General features: G+C 73.8%; 21 protein-coding genes. 12 read left to right on the forward strand and 9 right to left on the reverse strand.

Annotated features, from left to right (window positions below; all coding sequences use genetic code 11):
• Nucleotides 1–64 precede the first annotated feature (64 nt).
• The 3 genes from recA to ACZ55U_RS15730 all read left to right on the forward strand — a co-directional run bounded on the left by recA (nt 65) and on the right by ACZ55U_RS15730 (nt 2,872).
• Nucleotides 65–1,177: a recombinase RecA gene (gene recA / locus ACZ55U_RS15720; RefSeq protein WP_465526557.1), complete on the forward strand. Its 1,113-nt coding sequence runs from the start codon at nt 65–67 to the stop codon at nt 1,175–1,177.
• Nucleotides 1,178–1,181: 4 nt separating this feature from the next.
• Nucleotides 1,182–2,282 (forward strand): regulatory protein RecX, encoded by a 1,101-nt coding sequence (locus ACZ55U_RS15725; protein ID WP_465526559.1) that lies wholly within the window; start codon nt 1,182–1,184, stop codon nt 2,280–2,282.
• Nucleotides 2,283–2,416: 134 nt separating this feature from the next.
• Nucleotides 2,417–2,872 (forward strand): hypothetical protein, encoded by a 456-nt coding sequence (locus tag ACZ55U_RS15730; protein WP_465526561.1) that lies wholly within the window; start codon nt 2,417–2,419, stop codon nt 2,870–2,872.
• A gap of 347 nt (nt 2,873–3,219) precedes the next feature.
• Here the strand turns inward: ACZ55U_RS15730 and ACZ55U_RS15735 are convergent, their stop codons facing one another.
• The 5 genes from ACZ55U_RS15735 to ACZ55U_RS15755 form a co-directional block, all read right to left on the reverse strand.
• Nucleotides 3,220–4,971, reverse strand: a complete 1,752-nt coding sequence (locus ACZ55U_RS15735) for an FAD-dependent monooxygenase (RefSeq protein WP_465526563.1) — start codon at nt 4,969–4,971, stop codon at nt 3,220–3,222.
• 122 nt (nt 4,972–5,093) lie between these two features.
• Nucleotides 5,094–5,942 (reverse strand): amino acid ABC transporter permease, encoded by an 849-nt coding sequence (locus ACZ55U_RS15740; protein ID WP_465526565.1) that lies wholly within the window; start codon nt 5,940–5,942, stop codon nt 5,094–5,096.
• Between the two features lie 73 nt (nt 5,943–6,015).
• Nucleotides 6,016–6,666, reverse strand: a complete 651-nt coding sequence (locus tag ACZ55U_RS15745; RefSeq protein WP_465526567.1) for an amino acid ABC transporter permease — start codon at nt 6,664–6,666, stop codon at nt 6,016–6,018.
• 53 nt (nt 6,667–6,719) lie between these two features.
• Nucleotides 6,720–7,625 (reverse strand): glutamate ABC transporter substrate-binding protein, encoded by a 906-nt coding sequence (locus tag ACZ55U_RS15750; protein ID WP_465526569.1) that lies wholly within the window; start codon nt 7,623–7,625, stop codon nt 6,720–6,722.
• A 118-nt stretch (nt 7,626–7,743) separates the two neighbouring features.
• The gene (locus tag ACZ55U_RS15755; protein WP_465526571.1) at nt 7,744–8,517 is read right to left on the reverse strand and encodes an amino acid ABC transporter ATP-binding protein; all 774 of its coding nucleotides are present in this window, start codon (nt 8,515–8,517) and stop codon (nt 7,744–7,746) included.
• 389 nt (nt 8,518–8,906) lie between these two features.
• Between ACZ55U_RS15755 and ACZ55U_RS15760 the strand changes: the two genes are divergently transcribed.
• Nucleotides 8,907–9,656, forward strand: a complete 750-nt coding sequence (locus ACZ55U_RS15760) for a response regulator transcription factor (RefSeq protein WP_465526573.1) — start codon at nt 8,907–8,909, stop codon at nt 9,654–9,656.
• A 6-nt stretch (nt 9,657–9,662) separates the two neighbouring features.
• A complete protein-coding gene (locus ACZ55U_RS15765) occupies nt 9,663–11,087 on the forward strand; it encodes a sensor histidine kinase (protein ID WP_465526575.1) in 1,425 nt (474 codons plus the stop codon).
• Between the two features lie 13 nt (nt 11,088–11,100).
• On the opposite strand, the gene ACZ55U_RS15770 is transcribed toward ACZ55U_RS15765, so the two are convergent.
• Nucleotides 11,101–12,120 carry a TAXI family TRAP transporter solute-binding subunit gene (locus ACZ55U_RS15770; RefSeq protein WP_465526577.1) on the reverse strand — a complete coding sequence of 340 codons (1,020 nt, stop codon included), beginning with the start codon at nt 12,118–12,120 and terminating at the stop codon, nt 11,101–11,103.
• Nucleotides 12,121–12,276: 156 nt separating this feature from the next.
• On the opposite strand from ACZ55U_RS15770, the gene miaB reads away from it, so the two are divergent.
• Together miaB and ACZ55U_RS15780 are read left to right on the forward strand one after the other, a co-directional pair.
• On the forward strand, nt 12,277–13,761 hold the full coding sequence (gene miaB, locus ACZ55U_RS15775; protein WP_465526701.1) for a tRNA (N6-isopentenyl adenosine(37)-C2)-methylthiotransferase MiaB: 1,485 nt from the start codon (nt 12,277–12,279) through the stop codon (nt 13,759–13,761).
• 80 nt (nt 13,762–13,841) lie between these two features.
• Nucleotides 13,842–14,540 (forward strand): class III extradiol ring-cleavage dioxygenase family protein, encoded by a 699-nt coding sequence (locus ACZ55U_RS15780; RefSeq protein WP_465526579.1) that lies wholly within the window; start codon nt 13,842–13,844, stop codon nt 14,538–14,540.
• Between the two features lie 15 nt (nt 14,541–14,555).
• Here the strand turns inward: ACZ55U_RS15780 and ACZ55U_RS15785 are convergent, their stop codons facing one another.
• Nucleotides 14,556–14,810: an antitoxin gene (locus ACZ55U_RS15785; RefSeq protein WP_465526581.1), complete on the reverse strand. Its 255-nt coding sequence runs from the start codon at nt 14,808–14,810 to the stop codon at nt 14,556–14,558.
• A gap of 195 nt (nt 14,811–15,005) precedes the next feature.
• Here ACZ55U_RS15785 and miaA point away from each other — a divergent pair, with 195 nt between their 5' ends.
• From miaA to hflX, 5 genes are all read left to right on the forward strand, one after another.
• Nucleotides 15,006–15,965, forward strand: coding sequence for a tRNA (adenosine(37)-N6)-dimethylallyltransferase MiaA (gene miaA / locus ACZ55U_RS15790; protein WP_465526583.1), 960 nt, complete (start codon nt 15,006–15,008; stop codon nt 15,963–15,965).
• 227 nt (nt 15,966–16,192) lie between these two features.
• Nucleotides 16,193–16,705 (forward strand): hypothetical protein, encoded by a 513-nt coding sequence (locus ACZ55U_RS15795; RefSeq protein WP_465526585.1) that lies wholly within the window; start codon nt 16,193–16,195, stop codon nt 16,703–16,705.
• 32 nt (nt 16,706–16,737) lie between these two features.
• Nucleotides 16,738–17,643, forward strand: coding sequence for a diaminopimelate epimerase (dapF, locus tag ACZ55U_RS15800; RefSeq protein ID WP_465526587.1), 906 nt, complete (start codon nt 16,738–16,740; stop codon nt 17,641–17,643).
• A gap of 211 nt (nt 17,644–17,854) precedes the next feature.
• Entirely contained in the window at nt 17,855–20,035 is a 2,181-nt protein-coding gene (locus tag ACZ55U_RS15805; protein ID WP_465526589.1) for a RelA/SpoT family protein, read from the forward strand.
• A 236-nt stretch (nt 20,036–20,271) separates the two neighbouring features.
• Nucleotides 20,272–21,774 carry a GTPase HflX gene (gene hflX, locus ACZ55U_RS15810; RefSeq protein ID WP_465526591.1) on the forward strand — a complete coding sequence of 501 codons (1,503 nt, stop codon included), beginning with the start codon at nt 20,272–20,274 and terminating at the stop codon, nt 21,772–21,774.
• A gap of 54 nt (nt 21,775–21,828) precedes the next feature.
• Here hflX and ACZ55U_RS15815 read toward each other — a convergent pair whose 3' ends face one another.
• Together ACZ55U_RS15815 and ACZ55U_RS15820 are read right to left on the reverse strand one after the other, a co-directional pair.
• Complete coding sequence (locus ACZ55U_RS15815; protein ID WP_465526593.1) at nt 21,829–22,938, reverse strand: trypsin-like serine peptidase; 1,110 nt, start codon at nt 22,936–22,938, stop codon at nt 21,829–21,831.
• Nucleotides 22,939–22,992: 54 nt separating this feature from the next.
• The gene (locus ACZ55U_RS15820) at nt 22,993–24,192 is read right to left on the reverse strand and encodes a trypsin-like serine peptidase (RefSeq protein ID WP_465526595.1); all 1,200 of its coding nucleotides are present in this window, start codon (nt 24,190–24,192) and stop codon (nt 22,993–22,995) included.
• Nucleotides 24,193–24,480 lie beyond the last annotated feature (288 nt).

Below are 24,480 nucleotides of genomic sequence, written 5' to 3' on the forward strand. Positions count from 1 at the left end.
TCAGTGGGACGCGCTAGCGTCGAGGACGATGAAGCGCACAGCACAGAACCCGAGGGAAAAAGCCATGGCAGGTACGGACCGCGAGAAGGCCCTGGAGACCGCTCTCGCCCAGATCGAGCGGCAGTTCGGCAAGGGCTCGGTGATGCGCCTCGGCGAGAAGGCCAACGAGCCGGTCGAGGTGATCTCCACCGGGTCCACCGCCCTGGACGTCGCCCTCGGGGTCGGCGGCATCCCGCGCGGCCGGGTGATCGAGATCTACGGCCCCGAGTCCTCCGGCAAGACGACCCTGACGCTGCACCTGGCCGCCAACGCCCAGAAGGCCGGCGGCACGGTCGCGTTCGTCGACGCGGAGCACGCGCTCGACCCGGAGTACGCCAAGAAGCTCGGCGTGGACACCGACGCCCTGCTGGTCAGCCAGCCGGACACCGGTGAGCAGGCGCTGGAGATCACCGACATGCTGATCCGCTCCGGCGCGATCGACCTGGTGATCATCGACTCGGTCGCGGCGCTCGTCCCGCGCGCCGAGATCGAGGGCGAGATGGGCGACTCGCACGTCGGTCTCCAGGCCCGGCTGATGAGCCAGGCGCTGCGCAAGATCGCCGGTGCGCTGAACCAGTCGAACACCACCGCGATCTTCATCAACCAGCTGCGCGAGAAGATCGGCGTGATGTTCGGTTCGCCGGAGACGACGACCGGTGGCCGGGCGCTGAAGTTCTACGCCTCGGTCCGCCTCGACATCCGCCGGATCGAGACGCTGAAGGACGGCACCGAGGCGGTCGGCAACCGCACCCGCGTCAAGGTGGTCAAGAACAAGGTCGCCGCGCCGTTCAAGCAGGCCGAGTTCGACATCCTGTACGGCGTCGGCATCAGCCGCGAGGGCGGCCTGATCGACATGGGCGTGGAGCACGGCTTCATCCGCAAGTCGGGCGCCTGGTACACCTACGAGGGCGACCAGCTCGGCCAGGGCAAGGAGAACGCCCGCAACTTCCTGAGGGACAACCCGCAGCTCGCCGACGAGATCGAGCGGAAGATCAAGGGCAAGCTCGGCATCGGCCCCAAGCCGGAGGAGCCGGCCGAGGGCGCCGCGGAGGCCGCCGCCGACGGCGCCGCCAAGCCGATCACCGCCGCCGCCACCAAGACGGCCGCGGCGAAGAAGACGGCGGCTGCCAAGGCCTGAGCCGTTGACGCAGTACGACACGGTGGGCGGCGGCCCGCAGGGCCCGGAGGACGACGACTACGGGCCGCCGGACTGGTTCGCCGCGGTCGCGGAAGAGCCAGACCCCGAGCCGGAGCCCTCGGCCGGGAGGTTCCGAGCCGGTTCGCGCTCACGCGGCGGGCGGCGCGGCGGTCCGTCCGCCAGGAAGTGGACATCCGGCTCCGAGCCGGAGTTCGACCGGGCTCCGGCCCGGGCGGTGCGCGGCGCGGCGCCCGGGACGGAGCCGGCGGAGGCCTCGGTCGAGGCGCTCGGCCTGGTCTCCGCCTCCGAGCTGCCCACCGGCCGCCGTCGGCGGCGCTCGGCCCTGGCGGCTGAGCGGGCCGAACAGGTCGAACAGTGGTCCGAGCCGGCCGAGCAGGTCACGGAGACCACGGCGGCCCGGCTCGGCTCGACGCCGACGGCCGTGGAGGTCGGCTGGGGCGGGGAGACGGACGAGGCGACCGGTCACGGGGGTGCGGTCGCCTCGGCCTCCCGCCGCGGCGCGCGTCGCGGCTCGGCTCGGAGCGGGCGGTCCGCCGGGGAAGCGCCGCAGGAGGAGGGCGCCGGCCGTCCCTCCCGGCGGCAGGCCGAGGAGTCGGCCGATCCGGAGACCCGCGCCCGGGACATCTGCCTGCGGCTGCTGACCGGTGCCGCCAAGACCCGCAAGCAGCTCGCCGACGCCCTGCGCAAGCGGGAGATCCCGGACGACGTCGCCGACGAGGTGCTCACCCGGCTGGAGGAGGTCGGGCTGATCGACGACGCGGCCTTCGCCTCGGCCTGGGTGGAGTCCCGGCACGCCGTCCGGGGGCTGTCCCGGCGGGCGCTGGCCCAGGAGCTGCGCACCAAGGGGGTCGCCGCCGACCTGGTCGAGCAGGCCGTCGCCCAGCTCGACCACGACGACGAGACGGACGCGGCCCGGGCGCTGGTCGAGCGCAAGCTGCGGTCCACCCGGGGGCTGGACGCGCAGGTGCGCACCCGGCGGCTGGTCGGGATGCTCGCCCGGCGCGGCTACTCCGAGGGGCTGGCGTTCCGGGTGGTGCGCACGGCGCTGGAGGAGGAGTCGAGTGAACCGCGGGGTGGGGAGTAGCGGCAGTTCCGCGGGCTTCTCCGAGCGCGACAGGTCGACTCGGGCCGTTTCGCGACCGCTACCCAGCCTCGCCTTCAGCGCCCGGGGCGCCTGCCGCACGGCGGTCCGTGCGGCGACGGGGGAGTGGGACGGCCATGGGGACTTCGGCGGGCTCCGGACCGGGCGGTCTGCCGGCGGCCGGATCGGCCGGACCGCTGTCGCTGGTGCTCGCCGGGCTGGTCATCAGGCGGCTGCGGACGGCCCGGCGATGCGCCTCGGCCGAGGTCGCGCGGACCCGCCGGTGGGCCGGGGAGCGGGCCACCCGACAGCGCTCCGAACTCGCCCGCCCCGAGGAGGCCGTGGCCGATGAACTGCGCAGGCTGCGCCGCCGGCAGGACGAACTCGCCGCTTGTGCGGCCGAGTTGGGTCGGCTCCGGAGCGAGGCCGAGGCGCCGCCGGCCCGCCGGGTGAGGGTGCTGGAGCGGGCCGCCGGGCTCTGCGCCGAGCAGGCCGCGCCGAACTCCGGTGGGAGGCCGAGGAGTCGGCCCGCTGGGAGATGGCGCGGGGAGGTCGAGCGCGAGGCCAGGGCGGAGGTCGACCCCGCACCGTGACGGCCGGGCTGACCAGGCCGCCGACGGCTGCTCGGGCGCTCGGCCGGGCGCGCGCAAGGAGTCGCCGGAGCCGTACGTCCGGCGGCCGGCGCGGCTGGAGGAGATCGGCGCGCCCGCACGACGGGGTGGCCGAGGTGTACGCGCAGCGGGCGGGACGCGAGGTCCGGGTGAGGGTCCGGCCGGACGCGGTGGACCACCTCGGAGCGGAGCTGATCGCCCGTGAGGTCGCCCGCCGGCCTCCACCGAGCTGACGTACCCGGGGCAGATCCGGGCGACGGCGGTCCGGGAGAGCCGTGCCACGGCGGTGGCCGGCTGATCGGCCCTCGGCCCCTGACCTTCGAAGCGTCCTAGGAAGCACCCCGGCGGGGTGAGTCCATCCGTCCGGGCGCGGGCGCGGGCGCGGGTGCAGGCGAGGGCCGGCCGGCCGGGCCGGGGGCCGGGTCGAGGGTGGCCGGGCCGCCGCGGGCCAGGTCGGCGAGCGCGAGCAGCTCCTCGGCCACGGCGCCCTGGGTGACGCCGACCAGGTGGCCGTCCGGGCGGATCAGCAGGACGGTGTGCGGTCCGGCGCCCGGGTAGTCCTCGGTGACCAGGACCTCGGCCGGGACGGGCAGGGCGGCGGCGACCTCGGCGAGGCGGGGCATCAGACCGGCGCCGAGCCAGTGCTCGGAGGACCACACGGCGGTGCCGGGGGCGACCAGCAGCAACAGGAAGGTGGCGCCGAGCCGGGCGTGCAGGTGGTCGGGGGTGCCGTCGTCGGCGAGTACCGGAAGGTCCGGGACGAGCACGCCGGGGGCGGTCGCGGGCAGCAGCTCGCTGAGCGAGGTGGTGCCGCGCGAGCCGCGCTGCACCGGGACCCGGCCCGGGGCGGTGGCGGGCACCGTCGGGTAGGCGGGTGCGCCGCCGAAGCGGCCGGTGCCGAGCTGGCCGTCGGCGAGCAGCGGGGCGTGCTTGCGGAAGCCGCCGACCAGCAGCGAGCGCCGGGTCTGCTGCCAGCCGCGCAGCGGGCGCAGCAGCGGCATGGACTGGTCGACCGCGCGCAGCCGGGCGCCGACGGCCCCGCGCCGCTCGGCCTCGTAGCCGTCCAGCAGCGAGCCGCCGGGCTGGGGGCCCCCGGAGTGGAGGTGCCAGGCGAGGGCGAGCCGCCAGGCCAGGTTGTCGGCGTCGCGCAGCCCGTCCGGGAGGTTCTGCATGCCGAGCGCGCCGTGCAGGTGGGCGGCGTCGCCGGCCAGGAAGCAGCGGCCGACCCGGAAGCGGGCGGCGAGGCGCTGCTGGGCGGTGTGGTCGGCGGCGGCCAGCAGCTCGAAGCGGGGCAGTTCGCCGCACCAGCCGGTGAGGGTGGAGGTGACCCGGGTGAGCAGGGTGTCGCCGGTGACGATGCCGGGCCAGGTGGCGTGCGGGTCGACCGGCTCGGTGGGGGCGGGGCGGCCGGGGGGCAGCCGCCAGTCCAGCCGCCAGACGCCGTCCGGCAGCGGACGGGCGGAGGCCTCGCGGTCGCCCCGCCACGGGGGTTCGCGGTGCAGCCGGGCGCCGTCGAAGGGCAGGTCGACCCGGACGGTGGCGATGGCGTTGCGGTCGACCGCGGGGCGGCCGGGGAAACGGATCTTCAGGAGCTTGCGGACGGTGGATCTCGCGCCGTCGCAGCCCACCAGGTGGCTGCCGCGCCACCAGGTGGTGGAGCCGTCCTGGGTGCCGGTGGTGCGGACGCTGACGCCGTCCCGGTCCTGTTCGAGCTCGACCACCCGGTTGAGCGGGACCAGCCTGATCAGCGGGGAGCCGGTCAGGGCGTCGCGCAGCCCGCGCTGGAGGCGGTGCTGCGGCAGGTGGAAGGTGGGCGAGTCGGTGAGGTCGATCCGCAGCACCTCCTGGCGGCGCCGCCAGATGGCGAAGGAGTCCCACAGGGCGGAGTCCGAGACGGCCCGCGGGTAGCCGATCCGGGTCAGGAAGGCCGCGGTGTCGGCGCCGAGGACGAGGCTGCGCGGGCCCTCGGGACAGAGCCCGGAGCCCTCGTCCAGCACGACGGTCGGCACCTCGTGCCGGGCCAGGGCGAGGGCCAGGGCCAGGCCGACCGGTCCGGCCCCGACCACGATCACCGGGTCCATGAGGGAACCTCCGGGCACGAACCGGCCGATCGTCCGGCGTCAGTTACGGCTGCCGCATATGCCGTGTGGATGCTCCCGGGAGGTGTCACGAAGAGCAATGCAACAGTTCACCTGCGTGCCCGTCAAGCAGAAGCCGAAGTGCGCCGGTTCGCGCCGCGGCGGCCACGTGCTTCGATCCAGCGTGCGAGCGCGGTCAGCAGCAGGCACATCGCGATGTAGAGCGGGCCGATCACCAGCACCACCGGGATGTAGGGGAAGCCCGCGGCGTTGATCGGCTGGCTGGCGATCGCCTTCCCGATGAACAGCAGCTCGTGGTACGTGATGATGAAGCCGAGCGAGGTGTCCTTGAGGGTGACGACCAGTTGGCCGATCATCGTGGGCAGCATCGAGCGGACGGCCTGCGGCACCAGGATCGAGGTCAGCACCTGGGACTTGCGCATGCCCAGCCCGTACGCCGCCTCGGCCTGGCCGCGCGGGACGGCGTTGACGCCGCCGCGGATGATCTCGGCCTGGACAGCCCCGTTGTAGAGGGTGAGGCCGAGCACCAGCGCCCACATCGGCTGCTGGGCGAAGAAGGCGTAGTAGAGGCCGACGATCAGGATCAGCAGCGGCATCGCCCGGAAGAACTGGGTGAAGCCCGTGCAGGCCCAGCGGACCGGCCGGTGGTCGGAGAGCTGGCCGGCCGCCAGCAGGGCGCCCAGGGTGAGCGAGAACAGGGCGGCCAGCCCGAAGGCCTTCAGGGTGGACAGCAGCCCGTCCACGATCTGCTGCTGGACGAAGGTGTACTGGAAGGCGTCCCAGAGGCCCGGGTCGAACTGGCCGTTGTCGTTCAGCGCGCTGAAGACGTACCAGAGGAGGCCGATGATCGCGAGGACGGACAGGACACCGAAGGCGCGGTACCGGGCACGGGCCCTGGGGCCGGGGGCGTCGTAGAGGACGCTGGCCGTGGCCTGGCGCTGGAACAGGCTCATGCGCTCACCTCGCCGTGCTCGGCCCGGGCGTTCGCCCGCCCGCGCCGTTCGATCGTTCGCTCGCCGCTCTCGTTCATCGGGCCACCGCCAGTCGGGTTTCCAGGAAGCGGAAGAAGGTGGCGATCGTCGCGCTGATCAGCAGGTAGGCGCAGGCCACCCAGAAGAAGATGGCGAAGATCGAGTAGCCGCGCTCGGAGAAGGTCTGCTGGGCGCTGTACAGCTCGGTGACGCTGAACGCGCCGGCGATCGCCGAGTTCCTCGGCAGGGCGATGAACACGCTGCTCATCGGGCCCAGGACGGCCCGGCCGGCCTGCGGCAGGACGACCAGGGTGAGGGTCTGACCGAAGGTCATGCCGAGGCTGCGGGCGGCCTCCGCCTGGCCGAGCGGCACGGTGTTGACGCCGGAGCGGATCACCTCGCAGACGAACGAGGCGGTGTACCCGCCGAGCGCCAGCACCGCGAACACCAGGTGGCTGAAGTGCACGCCCAGCGGCGGCAGTCCGAAGGTGACGGCGAAGAACAGCAGGGTCAGCGGGGTGTTGCGGAAGAGCGTCACCCAGCCGGTGCCGAAGGCGCGCAGCACCGGCACCGGGGAGACCCGGAAGGCCGCCAGCAGGGTGCCCAGCAGCAGGGCGAGCAGGGCGCTGAGCGCGCTCACCTCGATCGTCTGTAGGAAGCCGTCGCGGAACAACGCGAAGTTGTCGTCCTCGAACAGGAACCCCATCCGGCGGCCCTCCTCTCAATTCATGGTCGGGAAGTCGACGTGCGGCGGGCGGATCAGTAGCGGTCGAGGGCCGGGACCTCCGGCGCAGCCGAGCCCGAGGCGCCCAGGGTCGCGTCGTACGCCTTCTTCCAGTCGCCGTTGTCCTCGTGGGCCTTGAGGGCGTCGCTGATCGCGTCCCGCAGCGCCTTGTCGTCCTTGTTGAGGCCGACGCCGTAGTTCTCCTTGGTGAACGGCTTGCCGACGACCTTGAGCTTGGGGGCGTACTTGGAGGCGTAGCCCTTGAGGATCGCGTCGTCGGTGGTGACCGCGTCGACCTCGCCGGACAGCAGCTTCTCGACGCAGGCCGAGTAGGTGTCGAACTGCGTGATCTTCGGGTTGTACTGCTGGATGTTCTTGATCGAGGTCGAGCCGGTGGCGGTGCAGACGTTCTTGCCGCTGGTGCTCTCCGGGCCGGTGATCGAGGTGTTGTCGGCCTTCACCAGGAGGTCCTGGCCGGCGATGTAGTACGGGCCGGCGAAGGAGACGGACTTCTTGCGCTCGTCGTTGATGCTGTAGGTGCCGACGTAGAAGTCGATCTGGCCCTTGGCGATGGCCGGCTCGCGCTGCGAGGAGACCAGGGTCTGCCACTTGATCTGCTGCGGGGTGAAGCCGAGGTCGGCGGCGATCATCTTGGCGATCTCGATGTCGAAGCCGCTGCGGTCGCCGCTGGCGACGTCCTCCCAGCCGAGGTTCGGCTGGTCGGCCTTGGCGCCGATGATCAGCTGGCCGCGCTTCTTGGCCTCGGCGAGGACGGCGGAGTCGATCTTGACGTCGGTCTTGACCGCGTAGCTCGGCAGCGCCGGGGCGGAGGCGCCGCCGCTCGCGGCGGTGGCGCCGGGCTTGCCGTCCTTGCCGCAGGCGGCGGTGGCGGTGAGCGCGACGGCACAGAGAGCGATGGCGAGGGTGCGGGAAGTCCTCATGGCGGGTGTTCTCCTGGGGGTGGGCCCCGGCGTCAACCGGGCTCTGGAGTCTGGGAGTCGTGCGCGGGCGGGGCCGGGCGGCGCCGTTGCCGGTGGTGGCCCCGCCGGTCTCGAAGCGTCAGTGGTGGAGGATCTTCGAGAGGAAGTCCTTGGCGCGGTCGGAGCGCGGCGCGGTGAAGAAGGCTTCCGGGGTGTTCTGCTCGACGATCCTGCCGTCGGCCATGAACAGCACGCGGTTGGCGGCGGAGCGGGCGAAGCCCATCTCGTGGGTGACCACGACCATCGTCATGCCGTCGGCGGCCAGCTGGCGCATGACCTCCAGCACCTCGTTGACCATCTCCGGGTCCAGCGCCGAGGTGGGCTCGTCGAAGAGCATCACCTTGGGCTTCATCGCCAGCGCCCGGGCGATCGCCACCCGCTGCTGCTGGCCGCCGGAGAGCTGGGCCGGGTACTTGTCCGCCTGCGCGCCGACGCCGACCCGCTTCAGCAGCTCCCGGGCGGTCCTCTCGGCCTGCGGGCGGGGCACCTTGCGCACCTTCACCTGGCCGATGACCACGTTCTCCAGCACGGTCTTGTGCGCGAACAGGTTGAAGCTCTGGAACACCATGCCGACCTCGGCGCGCAGCTGGGCCAGCTCCTTGCCCTCGGCGGGCAGCGGCCGACCGTCGATCGTGATCGTGCCGGAGTCGATCGTCTCCAGTCGGTTGATGGTCCGGCAGAGCGTGGATTTGCCCGAACCGGACGGGCCGATCAGCACGACCACCTCGCCCTCGGCGATTTCGAGGTCGATGTCCTGCAGCACGTGCAGCGCGCCGTAGTGCTTGTTGACGTTGCTCAGCACGACCAGCGGGGCGGCTGCGGGGGTGGAGTCCTCGACGGGGCTCTCGGTCATCGCGCCTGCTCCCTCTGTCGTCGAATGGTGCCGCCCGGGAAGTCCCAACTTCCTTGGGAGGCAACGGTGGTACGAATCCGGGGGCCGCGGCCGGCGGAGCCGCAGCCCCCGGTGGGCCGACCATAGGAGCCCTGACGGTTCGCCGTCAGCCGATCTGAGCGGAACTTGAGGATCACGAAACGGCCACACGGCGCCCACGCCCCGTTCGCGCCGGCGCCCACGGGGCATGTCACAGCGGAAACCGCTCCGGTCTTCCCCGTCCCCCACGGGTCCGGAGCGCGGTCGAGCCTGGCGCCGGGCCGTTCGCTGGCCCATACTGCGCAGGACCGGCACCTGACCGATCGGTCGGGTGATCACCGGTGATCACGTGGGGGAAGGAGGAGAACAGGATGCGACTGCTGCTCGTCGAGGACGACGAACGCGTGGCCGCCGCGCTGGTCGCGGTGCTGGGCCGGCACGGCTTCCAGGTCCGGCACGCCCGCAGCGGGCACGAGGCGCTGGACGCCCTCGTGCCGGACGGCCACGAGCCGTACCGCGTGGTGCTGCTCGACCTCGGGCTGCCCGACCGCGACGGCTTCGAGGTGTGCAGCCGGATCAGGGCCGGCAGCGGCGTACCGGTGATCATGGTCACCGCCCGCGCCGACGTCCGCTCCCGGATCCACGGCCTCAACCTGGGCGCCGACGACTACGTCACCAAGCCGTACGACATGGGTGAACTGCTCGCCCGCATCCACGCCGTGGCCCGCCGCGGCGCCGCCCCCGCCGCGGCGCCCGCCCTCGCGTCCGACACCGTGCCCCAGCAGCGCGGCCCGCTGGAGTCCCGCGGCATCCGGATCGACCGGGAGCGCCGCCGGGTCAGCGTGGACGGCCGCGACGTGCCGCTCACCCGCAAGGAGTTCGACCTGCTCGCGCTGCTCGCCCAGAGCCCCGGCGTGGTCTACCGGCGCGAGCAGATCTTCAGCGAGGTCTGGCGCAGCGGCTGGGAGGGCAACGGGCGCACCCTGGAGGTGCACATCGGCTCGCTGCGCAACAAGCTGGCACTGCCCGGCCTGGTCGAGGCCGTGCGCGGCGTCGGCTACCGGCTGATCCCGGACTTCCCCGCGGCCGACGAGGCCCCCTCCGCCCCCGCGGAGCGCTGACCGCACGTGCGCACCCGCCTGCTCGGCATCCTGATCGCCCTCATGCTCTGCGTCCTGGCCGCCCTGGGGCTGCCGCTCGCGGCGGCGGTCGCGGCGGCCGAGCAGAGCCGGGTGGTCGTCGACCGGCTCGACGACGCGGCCCGCTTCGCCCAGGACCTTCCCACCTCCGGCGCCGCCGACTCGGCGCGCAAGGGCGACCCGGACCCGGCCCCCGGCGACCCCGGCCGCCGGCACGCGATCGACGCCGAGGTCCGCCGCTACCACGACCTGTACGGCGTGCGGCTGGCCATCTTCCAGCGCGACGGCCTGCCGATCGCCGCCGCCCCCAAGGACTGGCGGGTGCCCGACGAGGGCTGGGGCGCCCAGGCCTTCCAGGAGGCGCTGGACGGACGGCGCAGCCACAACCCGCCGCAGGTCTGGCCGTGGACACCGGACCGGACGATCACCGTCGCCGCCCCGGTGGTGCGCGACGGAGACGTGGTCGCGGTGGTGCTGAGCGAGTCCCCGACCGGGGCGCTGCGCACCCGGGTGCTGCACAAGTGGCTGGTGATCGGCGCGGGCGAGGCCGCCGCGATGATCGTCGCCGTCCTGCTCGCCGTCCGGCTCACCGAATGGGTGCTGCGCCCGGTGCGCACGCTGGACCGGGCCACCCACGACATCGCCACCGGCCAGATGACCGCCCGGGTCGCCCCCGGCGGCGGACCGCCCGAGCTCCAGCGGCTGGCCCGCTCGTTCAACGAGATGGCGGACCACGTGGTGCTCGCCATGGACCAGCAGAAGGCCTTCGTCGCGGACGCCTCGCACCAGCTGCGCAACCCGCTGTCGGCCCTGCTGCTGCGGGTCGAGGTGCTCGGCCTGGAACTGCCCGAGGGCCACGAGGAGGAGCTCAGCGGAGTGCGGGAGGAGGGCGTCCGGCTGGCCCGGGTGCTGGACGACCTGCTCGGACTGGCCACCGCCGAGCACGCCCGCCCCGAACCGCAGCGCACCGACCTCGCCCAGCTCACCCTGGCCCGGGTGGACGCCTGGCGGCCGGTGGCCGAGCAGCGCGGGATCCGGCTGCGCTGGGACGGCCCGGCGCTGGCGGTCGGGATGGCCGACCCGATCGGTTTCGGCTCGGCGCTGGACGCCGTGCTGGACAACGCCCTCAAGTTCGGCCCGGCCGGCAGCGAGGTGCGGCTGCGGGTCGCGGTGCGCCGGGACGAGGTCTCGGTGACCGTCTCCGACGCCGGTCCCGGGCTGACCGAGGACGAGCTGTCCCGGGCCGGGGACCGGTTCTGGCGCAGCGCGCGGCACCAGAACGTGGACGGCTCGGGGCTCGGGCTGTCCATCGCCCGCACCCTGCTGGCCGCCGGCGGCGGCTCGCTCGGCTTCGCGCCGGTCAAGCCGACCGGACTCGCGGTGACCCTGGCGGTGCCGCGGCCGGAGAGCTGACGGGTCGGAACGGCTAGGGCTTCACCGAGCGGTAGTAGCGCGCCGCGCCGGTGTGCAGCGGGAGCGGATCGGTGTAGACGGCGGTGCGCAGGTCGACCAGCTGGGCGGCGTGCACCTGGGCACCGATCTGGTCCCGGCTGTCGATCACCGCGCGGGTCATGCCCTCGACCAGGCCCGGGTCGGCGTCGTCCCGGGTGATCAGCAGGTTGGGCACGGCCACCGTGGCGACGGCGTCCTTGGGCTCGGCGGCCGGATAGGTGCCCTTGGGGATGGTGGCCGCCCGGTAGGCGTCGGTGCCGCCGCCCTCGGCCTTGTGCAGGGCCTCGGCGAGGTCGCTCAGCGGCACGATCCGCATCGGGACGTGCTCGGAGAGGTCGGTGAGCGCGCTGGTGGGCAGGCCGCCGGACCAGAAGAAGGCGTCCAGCCTGTGCTCGCGCAGTTGGTCGGCGGCGTCGCCGATGCCGGCGGAGACCGGCACGATGTCGTGGTCCGGGTCCAGCCCGGCCGCGGCCAGCAGCCGCTTGGTCACCAGGTTCACCCCGGACTGCGGCAGGCCGACGCCGACCCGCAGGCCCCTGAGGTCGGCGGTGCGGCGCACCGGGGAGGAGGCCGGGACGACCAGTTGCAGGTAGTCGTCGTACAGCCGGGCGATCGCCCGCAGCCTGTCCTTGCCCGGGCCCTGGTAGTCGGCGACCGCGTCGGCGGTGGCTATCGCGAAGGTGTCCTGGCCGGCGAGCACCCGGTTGACGTTGTCCACCGAGCCCTCCGAGTTGTCGAGGGCCAGCCGCACCCCCGGCATCGTCCGGGAGACGTGGGCCTGGAGCAGCTGCCCGTACCGGTCGTAGACGCCGCGCTGCACCCCGGTGGCGAAGCGGACCTCGCCGCGCGGGTACCCGGGCGAGCGGCCGGCCGACAGCCACCAGCCGCCCAGCCCGGCGACCAGCAGCACGAGCACCAGCACCGTCCGCCACAGCGGGCTGCGGGCCGCGGTGCGGACGGCGGCGCCGAGACGGGACGGGGTGGTGGGGGTCATGAGGGGATACTGCCAGGCGCTCCGGCCGAACGGGAGGGGCGGCCGGGCCCGGAAGCACCGACGGAGGCCGGGGAAGCGACGGTGAAGTCGGGGGAAGCTCCGGGAAAAGCGCTTCGCGGCTGCCCGTACCCTGGTCTGGTGAGCGGTGAGAGCGGATTGAAGAGCTACAGGGTCGTCACGCACGGCTGTCAGATGAACGTCCACGACTCCGAGCGGCTGTCCGGGCTGCTGGAGGACGCGGGCTACGTCAAGGCCGGGCCCGAGGGCGACCCGGACCTGGTGGTGTTCAACACCTGCGCGGTGCGCGAGAACGCCGACAACAAGCTGTACGGCAACCTCGGCCAGCTCGCGCCGGTCAAGTCCCGTCACCAGGGCATGCAGATCGCCGTCGGCGGCTGCCTGGCGCAGAAGGACCGCGAGACCATCGTCAAGCGCGCCCCCTGGGTCGACGTGGTCTTCGGCACCCACAACATCGGCCACCTGCCGGCGCTGCTGGAGCGGGCCGCCGTCGAGCGCAAGGCCCAGGTCGAGATCCTGGAGTCGCTGGAGACCTTCCCCTCCACCCTGCCGACCCGCCGCGAGTCCGCGTACGCGGCCTGGGTCGCCATCTCGGTCGGCTGCAACAACACCTGCACCTTCTGCATCGTCCCGGCGCTGCGCGGCAAGGAGGAGGACCGCCGCCCCGGCGACGTCCTCGCCGAGATCGAGGCGCTGGTCGACGAGGGCGTCATCGAGGTGACCCTGCTCGGCCAGAACGTCAACGCCTACGGCTCCGACCTCGGCGACCGCGAGGCCTTCTCCAAGCTGCTGCGCTCCGCCGGCCGGATCGAGGGCCTGGAGCGGATCCGCTTCACCTCGCCGCACCCGCGCGACTTCACCGACGACGTGATCGCGGCGATGGCCGAGACCCCGAACGTGATGCACCAGCTCCACATGCCGCTGCAGTCCGGCTCGGACCGGGTGCTCAAGGCGATGCGCCGCTCCTACCGGCAGGAGCGTTTCCTCGGGATCATCCGGAAGGTCCGCGAGGCGATGCCGGACGCGGCCATCTCCACCGACATCATCGTGGGCTTCCCCGGCGAGACGGAGGAGGACTTCGAGGAGACGATGCACGTCGTCCGCGAGGCCCGCTTCACCAACGCCTTCACCTTCCAGTACTCCAAGCGCCCCGGCACCCCGGCCGCGGAGATGGCGGACCAGGTGCCGAAGGAGGTCGTGCAGGCCCGCTACGACCGGCTGATCGCCCTCCAGGAGGAGATCTCCTGGGACGAGAACAAGAAGCAGGTCGGCCGCACCCTGGAGATCCTGGTCGCCGAGGGCGAGGGCAAGAAGGACGACCGGACCCAGCGGCTGTCCGGGCGCGCCCCCGACAACCGCCTGGTCCACTTCACCAAGCCCGAGGAACCGGTGCGCCCGGGCGACATGGTGACCGTCGAGATCACCTACGCCGCCCCGCACCACCTGCTCGCCGAGGGCCCGGCGCTCTCGGTGCGCCGCACCCGGGCCGGCGACGCCTGGGAGAAGCGCCAGGCGAAGCCCGCCGCCGAGCCGGCCGGCGTCATGCTCGGCCTGCCGAAGATCGGCGCCCCGGCCGAGTTGCCGCTCGCCGCGCCGGCGGGCGGGGCCTGCTGCGGCGACTGACACGCGTGCCGTGACGGCGGCCCGGCGGGAGCACCCCGGCTCCGGCCGGGCCGCCGCGCGTTTTGGCTAGAGTGATCCACATGCTGGTAGCCGCCGCCGTGTGCCCCTGTCCGCCGCTGCTCGTCCCCGAGGTCGCCGCGGGGGCGGCGGCCGAGCTGGACGGCTTGCGGGCCGCCTGCGACGAGGCGCTGGCGGCGCTGGTCGCGGCCGGACCGCAGCTGGTCGTGGTGGTCGGCACCGGGCCGGCGGCCGAGGTGTGGACCGAGGGCGGGGCCGGCTCCTTCCACCGCTACGGGGTGCCGCTGGTCGCCAAGCTGCCCGGCGACCGGGTCGAGGGGCCGGAGCTGGCACCCTCGCTGACCGTCGGCGCCTGGCTGCTGGAGCGTGCCGGGGTGACCCTGCCGACGCACGCCTGCGCGGTGCCCGCCGACGCCCCGACCGACCGGATGCTCGGCCTCGGCCAGGGCCTGGCCGGCCTCGCCGACCGGGTCGCCCTGCTGGTGGTCGGGGACGGCAGCGCCTGCCGCTCGGTGAAGGCGCCGGGCTACCTGGACGAGCGGGCCGAGGACTTCGACGCCGCGCTGGCCGCCGCCCTCGGCGCGGCCGACCTGCCCGCGCTGGCCGCCCTGGACCCGGTGCTCGCCGCCGAGCTCAAGGCCGACGGCCGGGCGCCCTGGCAGGTGCTGGCCGGCGCCGCGCGGGGCGCCGGCCTCACCGGGCGGCTGGGCTACCAGGACGCGCCGTACGGGGTCGGGTACTTCGTGGCGTCCTGGAGCTGAGCCCGCGGCCGGGCCTCAGGCCTGCGGCCCCTGGCCCTCCGGGCCCCCGTCCTCCGGCTTCGGCTTGTGGGCGAAGTCGCCGACGGCGCCCTTGGCCTTGCCGGTGCCCTGCTCGATCTTGTCGCTGTACTTGCCCTTGGTGGCCTTGTCGATCGCGTCGCCGGCCTTGTCCACGGCCTTCTCGATCTGGTCGCTGTGCTTGCCGGCGAACTCGCTGGCCTTGTCCTTGAGCTCCTCGGCCTTGCCCTTGAGGTTGTCCATCAGACCCATGGCGGTCTCACCCTTCCCTGTCGTCCGTCCATCCCCGTCTCCTGCCCAACGTCCGCGCCCGGCAAAGCGTTCGCAAAGCGGGCTCAACTGGGGAAACGGCCGGAAACAGTCCCGGGGACAGTCATATCCTCGCGCAGTCCCGGGCGAGCGGCAGCCCGGTCACCGGCGCGCGGGCGGTTTTGCGAGACTGGAGCGGTGAGCAGCTCCAGCACCCCGCGTGTCGCCCCCTCCCGAGTGGTCTGCGTCGTCGGCGCGACCGCCGCCGGCAAGTCCGACCTGGCCGTCGCCATCGCCCGCAGCCTCGACGGCGAGGTGATCAACACCGACTCGATGCAGCTGTACCGGGGCATGGACATCGGCACCGCGAAGCTCACCATGGCCGAGCGCGGCGGGGTGCCGCACCACCTGCTGGACGTCTGGGACGTCACCGAGGCCGCCAGCGTCGCCGAGTACCAGCGGCTGGCCCGCGCCGAGATCGACAGGCTGCTCGCCGCCGGGCGCACGCCCGTCCTGGTCGGCGGCTCCGGGCTGTACGTCCGGGCGGCGATCGACGAGATGGAGTTCCCGGGCACCGACCCGGCGGTGCGGGCCCGGCTGGAGGCCGAACTGGAGCAGGCCGGCCCGTACGCGCTGCACCGGCGGCTGGCGGAGCTGGACCCGGTCGCCGCCGAGGCGATCCTGACCAGCAACGGGCGGCGGATCGTCCGCGCCCTGGAGGTCATCGAGATCACCGGGCAGCCCTTCACCGCCAACCTGCCGAGCAACACCGCCGTGTACGACGCGGTGCAGCTCGGCGTCGCCGTGCCGCGCCCCGAACTGGACGAGCGGATCACGCTGCGGGTCGACCGGATGTGGGAGGCCGGTCTGCTGGACGAGGTGCGGGCGCTGGAGGAGGCCGGGCTGCGGGAGGGGCGGACGGCCTCCCGGGCGCTCGGCTACCAGCAGGTGCTCGACCACTTCGCCGGCGAGTGCACCGAGGACGAGGCCCGGGCCGAGACCGTACGGGCCACCAAGCGCTTCGCCCGCCGTCAGGAGTCCTGGTTCCGCCGCGACGACCGGATCCACTGGCTCTCCCGACCGGCCGGAACCGACCCGGTCGAGCTGCTGGAACGGTCCCTGGAACTGATCGGACGTCAGGGAGTTCCGGCCGCCTAGCACGGCTTTCGGCCATTCCGGCGGTGCACCTGCGCGCGCAGGCGACCGTGCAGGACCAACCGGCGGTCACGGCCCGATCACGTGATGGCCACGGATCACCCGTCGACCCCGGTCAGGCCCGGAACGCCCCTCTGGACATGCCATCATCGATGCCGTAGGGGTCGGCCGGACGGGCCGACCGTGCCCGGCCGCGAGTCCGCTCGTGTCGAACTGTCAGGGGAGGCCGCGTGTCGACGGGTACCGGCCCCGAATCCGGCCAGGGCGGGAGCGTCACCGCCTCGACCGAGGAGTTCGACGAGTCGACGATGGGCGACCTCCCTGTGCTGACCGGGCTGGAGGCACCGACCTCCTACGCGGTCGCGGCACCCGCCCTGGACACCCGCACCCCGCCCGGCGGCGCGGTGCACGAACGGGAGATCCGCCCGCGGCGCCGGCTGCGCTGGTGGCAGACGCTGCCGATCGCGCTGGTGGGCACCCTCGGCTCGCTGATGTTCGCCTTCCCGCTCGCCTTCGGCTCGGCCGGCGCGCGCGCCACCATGGTCGGGATGCTGGGGCTGCTGCTCACCGCCGCCTCGATGGGCTGGGGCGCGATGGCCGCCCGGCACGCCGGCTACAAGTGGCCGGGACTGCCGCGCCGGGGCTCCGGGCAGCGGGCCGGCTGGAAGGCGATCGCGCTCTACACCCTGGTCGCGGTGGTGGCCTGCGCGCTCGCCGTCTGGCGGGTCGCCTACCTGCGCTGAGCCCGTTCCGGCGGCTCAGTACCATCGGGAGGGTGAGCGCATCCTCTCCCCAGCAGGGCGGCATCCCCTTCTTCAAGGGGCACGGCACCCAGAACGACTTCGTCATCGTCCCGGACCCGGACGGCGCCCTGGAGATCGGTCCCGGGACCGTCGCCGCGCTGTGCGACCGGCGGGCCGGCCTCGGCGGGGACGGGCTGCTGCGCGTGGTGCGGGCCGCCGCCGACCCGGCCGCCGCGGGGATGGCCGACCGGGCCGAGTGGTTCATGGACTACCGCAACTCGGACGGCAGCATCGCCGAGATGTGCGGCAACGGCCTGCGGGTCTTCGCCCGCTTCCTGGTCGAGGCGGGCCTCGCCGAGCCCGGCGAACTGGCCGTCGCCACCCGCGCCGGGGTGCTCACCGCGAGGGTCGCCGAGGCCGCCGAGGACGGCACGCCCGGCGACGTCACCGTCGACATGGGCCGGGCCAGGCTGCCCGGGCCGGACGGCATCGAGGTCGCGGTCGGCGAGCGGAGCTGGCCGGCGCTGAACGTCAACATGGGCAACCCGCACGCGGTGGCCTTCGTGGAGAGCCTGGACCACGCCGGGGACCTGCTCACCGCGCCGCTGACCAGCCCCGCGAGCGCCTACCCGGAGGGCGTCAACGTCGAGTTCGTGGTGGACCGCGGGCCGCGGCACGTCGCGATGCGGGTGCACGAGCGCGGCTCGGGCGAGACCCGCTCCTGCGGCACCGGCGCCTGCGCCGTCGCGGTGGCGGCCATCCGCCGGGACGGCGCCGACCCGGCGGTCACCGGCGAGGCGGTCGCGTACACCGTGGACGTGCTGGGCGGCCGACTGGTCATCACCGAGAACCCGGACGGACGGGTGGAGATGACCGGGCCGGCGGTGATCGTGGCCGAGGGGCGGCTGGACGGGCGCTGGTGGGAGTCGGTGCGCTGAGGCGGGTGGAGCCGGTGCGTTGAGGCCGGTGGAGCCGGTGTACTGAGGCCGGTGGAGCCGGTGCGCCGAGAAGGACGGCCCGGTTTGCCCATTTCGTTCGGTGGCGAATCCCCCTGATCGGGTGATGCCGTCTGCGAAGGGGGCGCAAATCGCCGTGGAACGTGGTGTGCTCTATGGCATGGACCAGCGGGTTGATAGTCCCTTGGAGGGGATGCGACAAGCCGGGCAGCCCGTGACGGGGCAGCCGACGACCGTGCGGCAGGCCGGGGCCAGGAGGCCCCTCGGGGAACTCGGCCGGGCCGCCCTCGGCCGGGCCGGGCGGGCCGCCCTCCTGGCCACCGGCCGGCCGCCCGTGCCGGACGCCCTGGAACCCCTCGTCCAGGTCCACCGCCGGCACCACCCCCAGGCCGACCTCGGCCTGCTCTCCCGGGCGTACCGGCTCGCCGAGGCCAGCCACCGCGGCCAGAAGCGCAAGAGCGGCGAGCCGTACATCACCCACCCGCTGGCCGTCACCATGATCCTGGCCCAACTCGGCGCCGGGACCACGACCCTGGTCGCCTCGCTGCTCCACGACACCGTCGAGGACACGGAGTTGACGCTGGATCAGGTGAGCGCCGGGTTCGGGCCCGAAGTCGCCTACCTGGTCGACGGGGTGACGAAACTGGAGAAGGTCGACTTCGGCGCCGCCGCCGAGGCCGAGACCTTCCGCAAGATGCTGGTCGCCACCGGGGACGACGTCCGGGTGATGGTGATCAAGCTGGCCGACCGGCTGCACAACATGCGCACCATCCGGCACATGAAGCCGGCCAGCCAGGTGCGGATCGCCAAGGTCACCCGGGACGTGCTGATCCCGCTGGCGGAACGGCTCGGCATCCAGGTGCTCAAGGCGGAGCTGGAGGACATCGTCTTCGCCACCCTGCACCCCGAGGAGCACGCCAGGACCCGCGCCCTGATGGCCGGCCACGAGGCCGAGCCGGACACCCTGCTGGAGCCCTTCGCGCGGCAGCTGGCCCGCCAGCTGGCCGAGGCCGGGGTGGCCGCCGAGGTGACGGTGCGGCCCCGGCACTGCGTCTCGCTGCACCGGGTGCTGCTGCGGCGGGCCGCCGTGTCCGGGCCGGACGGCCGGCCGCAGGAGCCGCGGCCGGCCGACTACGGGCGGCTGCTGGTGGTGGTCGAGGAGAACGCCGACTGCTACGCCGTGCTCGGCGAACTGCACACCTGCTGGACGCCGCTGCCCGGGGAGTTCAAGGACTTCGTGGCCGCGCCCAAGTTCAACCTCTACCAGTCGCTGCACACCGCCGTGGCGCTCAACGGCGGCGCGGTGGTCGAGGTGCTGGTCCGCACCCGGCGGATGCACGAGGTGGCCGAGACCGGGGTGGTGGCGCTCGGCGACCCGACCCGGGCGGGCGCCGTCCAGGACACCGACGAACTGGACCGCACCGACCCGGCCCGGCCGGGCTGGCTCAGCCGGCTGCTGGAGTGGCAGCAGGAGACGCCCGACCCGGACGCCTTCTGGTCCGCGCTCACCGCCGACCTCGCCGGGGACCGCGAGATCACCGTGGTGACGGCGAGCGGCGAAACGCTTCAGCTGAGGGCCGGCGCCACCTGCGTGGACGCGGCCTACCTGCTCGGCGAGGAGACCGGCCACCGGTGCATCGGCGTGCGGGTCAACGGGCGGCTCACCGCGCTGTCCACCGTGCTGGAGGACGGTGACCTCATCGAGGTGCTCACCGAGACCTTCCCGGCCGGTGGCGGGCAGCCCTCCGGCCCCGCCCCGGAGTGGCTGGCGCACGCCCGCACCCCCGCCGCCCGGCTGGCCATCGAACGCTGGCTGGCCGACCACCCCGCCCGGCAGCCGGTGGTCCGCACCGGCCCGGCCAGCGGCCAGCCCGCCCCGCCCGGCCGCCCGGCCGCCGAACGGCGGACCGCCCCGGTCGCGGTGGCCGGACGGCCCGGGGCACCGGTCCGGCTGGCGCGCTGCTGCACCCCGGTACCGCCGGACGAGGTGGCGGGCTACCCGATCCGCGGCGGAGCGGCGGTCGCGGTCCACCGCACCGGCTGTCCGGCGGGGGAGCGGATGCGCGCGGACGGGCGGGCCGAGCTGGAGGTCCACTGGCAGCCGGAGGGCGCGCCGGCGGCCGGCTACCGGGTCACCCTGCGGGCCGAGGCACTGAACCGGCCGCGGCTGCTCGCCGACCTCACCGCGGCGATCTCCGGCGCGGGCGTCGGCATCGTCTCGGCCGAGGTCGAGCCGCCGCAGGAGTCCCGGGTCCGGCACACCTACACCGTCGAACTGCCCGATCCGGCCGTGCTGCCGGCGCTGATGCGGGCGATGCTCAAGGTCTCCGGGGTGTACGACGTGAGCCGCCCGCAGGCCCCGGAGCGGCCCTAGGGCGGCGTCCGGCGGGAAATGGGGATGACCGGCGCGCGCCCGGCGTGCGACCATCATGGGGAATTCACGGCCGGTCCACGGCGTTCTCCGGGCACAGGAGCCCGGTCGACAGCCGGGGGCCTGAGGGGTAGCTCACCCCGCCCGGACGGTAACCGGGGCGGCAGCTGGGCAGACTCCGTACGGGACCGCGGAGGCGGCCCCGGAAGGCCATCCGTACCAGCGAGCCAAAGGACAGAATGACCTCCACGTTCGACACCCGCGACCACGCCGACGCTCCGCGCCGCCTCGACGGTCTGCGGGCGGAAGCCCTCATGGACGAGGACCTCGCGGCCATCGACGAGGACCTCGGCCACCACTACGACGGCGACCAGTACGACCGCAGCGAGCGAGCCGCCCTGCGCAGGGTCGCCGGCCTCTCCACCGAACTCGAGGACGTCACCGAGGTCGAGTACCGCCAGCTCCGCCTGGAGCGCGTGGTGCTCGTCGGCGTCTGGACGGACGGCACCCTGGAGGAGGCGGAGAACTCGATGGCCGAGCTCGCCGCGCTCGCCGAGACGGCGGGCTCCCAGGTGCTGGACGGCGTCATCCAGCGCCGCGACAAGCCCGACGCGGCCACCTACATCGGCTCCGGCAAGGCGAAGGAACTGCGCGACATCGTCGCCTCCACCGGCGCCGACACCGTGGTCTGCGACGGTGAGCTCACCCCGGGCCAGCTGATCCACCTGGAGGACGTGGTCAAGGTCAAGGTCGTCGACCGGACGGCCCTGATCCTGGACATCTTCGCCCAGCACGCCAAGTCCCGGGAGGGCAAGGCGCAGGTCTCGCTCGCGCAGATGCAGTACATGCTGCCGCGCCTGCGCGGCTGGGGTCAGTCGCTGTCCCGGCAGATGGGTGGCGGTGGCTCCGGCTCCTCGGGCGGCGGCATGGCCACCCGTGGTCCCGGTGAGACCAAGATCGAGACCGACCGGCGCCGGATCCGCGAGAAGATGGCGAAGCTCCGCAAGGAGATCGCGGACATGAAGAAGGGCCGCGACACCAAGCGCCAGGAGCGCCGGCGCCACCAGGTGCCGTCGGTGGCCATCGCGGGGTACACCAACGCCGGCAAGTCCTCCCTGCTCAACCGGCTCACCGGCGCCGGCGTGCTGGTGGAGAACGCGCTGTTCGCCACCCTGGACCCGACGGTCCGCCGGGCCGAGACCCCGAGCGGGCGGCTGTACACCCTGGCCGACACCGTCGGCTTCGTCCGGCACCTGCCGCACCACCTGGTCGAGGCCTTCCGCTCGACCATGGAGGAGGTCGCCGACGCGGACCTCATCCTGCACGTGGTGGACGGCTCGCACCCGGAGCCGGAGACGCAGCTGGCCGCCGTCCGCGAGGTCATCGTCTCGGTCGACGCGCAGAACGTGCCGGAGATCGTGGTGATCAACAAGGCGGACGCCGCCGATCCGCACGTGCTCCAGCGCCTGCTGCGCCGCGAGCCGCACGCCGTCGTGGTGTCGGCCCGCAGCGGCGCCGGCATCGACGAGCTGCTGAAGCTCATCGACGACGAGCTGCCGAGGCCGGCGGTCGAGGTGCGGGCCCTGGTGCCCTACACCCAGGGCGCGCTGGTCTCCCGGGTGCACGCCGAGGGGGAGCTGCTCGCCACCGAGCACACCGGTGAGGGCACCCTGCTGCACGCCAAGGTGCCGGCCGAGCTGGCCGCCGAGCTGGAGTACTTCGCGGTGGCCCTCCAGGGCTGAGCGCGCACGGAGGGCCCCGGAGCGGCGATGCCGTTCCGGGGCCCTCCGCCGTCCCTACTTGACGTTCTTCGTGAAGTGGTCGAACGCCTGCTTCGCCTGGTCCTGGAGCGAGGGGCCGGCCTGGTAGCCGGCCGGGTTGCGGTCGCCGACCGCGCCGACGCTGATCAGGTTGGGCTTGCCGTCCCTGACGACGAACCAGCCGCCGCCGCTGGAACCGGCCGTCATGGTGCAGCCGAGCACGTACAGCGGCGGGCGGGTCGGGTCGAAGGAGAGCCGCCCCGGTGCGACCGGGGAGTCGCAGTGTTCGAGTTCCAGGCCGTCGAACGGCCGCTCGGCCGGGTAGCCGTAGGCGGCGACCGCGGTGATCCGGTCGCGCGGGGCGTTGAACCAGATCGGGACCGAGCCGCCGACCGCCTCCTCCAGGGAGGTGCCGGAGTCGTCCTCGCCGCGCACCCGGAGGATGCCGTAGTCGTACTGGTCGTGGGCGCCGACGCCGCTCTCCTGGAGCCAGGTCGGCGAGACCAGCGCGCGCACCGCCGTCCACCGGCCGTACGGGGCAGCCTGCTGCTCGGGGTACGGCCTGCCGTGGGCCGCCCGGCCGTCCCGGTTGTAGCCGGGCACGAAGACCAGGTTCCTCAGCCAGCCGCCGCCCCTGCCGTCGTGCAGGCAGTGCGCGGCGGTGAAGACCAGGTTGCTGCGGCCCGGGCTGGCCGGGTCGGAGACCACGGTGGCGGAGCAGGCCGCGTCGCCCTGCGGGGTGGTCATGAAGAGCCGGCCGACCACCGCGCCGGCCGGGCCGTACGGGTGCGGCAGCGGCTGCGCCGGGACGGCGGCGGGCGGGGCGTCCCGCTCGACGCCGGCCGCGGCGGGGGCGGTCAGCGAGTACTCCGGCGTGGGACGGGGCTTGGCGGCGTCCATCCGGGCCGCCGTCCAGTAGCCGGGCGCCGCGCCGCCCGGGAAGCCGCTGTCGGCGACGTAGCGGGCCCAGTCCTCCACCTTCCAGCCGCTCAGGTCGCCCAGGCTGGTGGGCGCGGACGTGGGCAGGGCGGGGGGAGGGGCGGCGGGCCGGGCCGGGCCGTTGGGACCGCACCCGGACGCGCCCAGGGCGAGCACGGCGAGCAGCGCGGCGGCGCCCGCCGTGGCCCGGCTGGTGGTTCTCGGCATGCTGGATCGTCCCCCGTGCTGTGCTGGTGGTTCAATACCGCCCCCGGGCGGCCGCTACTTCTTGGAGATCCAGTCCAGGGCCTGCTTGGCGACCGCCTCCAGGTACGGGCCGCTCAGCGAGGTGTGCTCCTGGGTGCCGATCGAGGTGTTGCTGACCAGGGCGGTCCGCCCGTCCGGCATGGTGGCGAACCAGCCGCCGCCGCTGGAGCCCTGGGTCATGGTGCAGCCGATGGTCAGCATGGTCGGGCGCTTGGCGTCGAAGGAGAGCCGGGTGGGCTTGCCGCCGTCGCACTTGTACAGCTCCTGGCCGTCGAACGGCTTGGCGAGCGGGTAGCCGGTGGCGGTGACCTTGAGCTGGTCGCGCGGCGCGTCGAACCAGACGGGGACGGCCGAGCCGACCGTCTCCTCCAGGGACTTGCCGGTGTCGTTCTGGTTGTGCACGCGCATGATCGCGAAGTCGTACTGGTTGGCGGCGTCGCCGGTGCCGCCGCCCTCGACCATCCACTGCGGCGAGGTGGTGACCTGGTCGGCCCACCAGGTGCCGAGCGGGGCCAGCTCGGACAGCGGCGCCCGCTTGCCGCCGCTGGAGGCGCCCGAGTTGTTGTAGGCCGGGACGAAGACCAGGTCCTTGTAGAAGTTGCCGCCCTTGCCCTCGTGCACGCAGTGGCCGGCCGTCCAGACCAGGTTGCTCCTGCCCGGGTGCTGGGGATCGGCGATCACCGTCGCCGAGCAGTTGCCGCGGCCGCCCTGGGCGGAGAAGAACACCTTGCCGGAGGGCTGCTTGGTGTACGGACGGGGCACCGCCACGGCCTTGACCGCGGGCGGCTCGGGGTCGGTCACGCCGTCGTCGGTGGCCGGCTTGGGCGTGGCGGGCGCCGGCTTGGCGGCGGGCGGGGCCGGGTCGGCGGGCTTGGAGTCGCCCATCTTGTCCGGGTCCCAGAAGTCCTTCACCACGGGGTTGTTGAAGACGTGCTTGGACGCCCACTTGTCCCAGTCCTCGAACTTCCACTTCTTCAGGTCGTCCCAGCTCCTGGGCAGCCCCTCCAGCAGGCTGGTCGGCAGCCCGGACGGGAGGGTGATCCCGCCGATCACGCCGCCCGAGCCCGAGCCCGCGGCCTGGCCGGCCGTCGAGGCGGGCGGCGGCTCGGGGCTGCTCGTGCCGCCCTGCGGCCCGTCCGGCCCGCAGGCGCTCACGGCGAGCAGGGTGCCGGCGGCCAGGGCGGCGGCCAGCGCCGACCGGTGGATCGTTGCCATCTGTGCGTTTCCCCCTGTGCTCGGTGGTTCGGTGCCGGGCGGTGCCCCGGGCCCGGGCGGTGCCGCGGCCGGCGGCTCCGCTCCGGGGTGGTGGGTACCCGTCCGATGCGTGCGGCGACGGTCCGCCGCCCTGGAGTCTTCCATCGCGGACGAGGACGGCGGTGCCCGCCCCCCGGGTTCCGCGGCGGCCGGGAGGTCACCGATCCGTGATCCGGGCCGGGTCGGTCCGAGAGTGCAGCAGGGTGTTCGGCCTCGGAAGCGGACAATCCAAGATCTTCACCCGGACGA

This window comes from Kitasatospora sp. NPDC034533 (assembly GCF_055575155.1).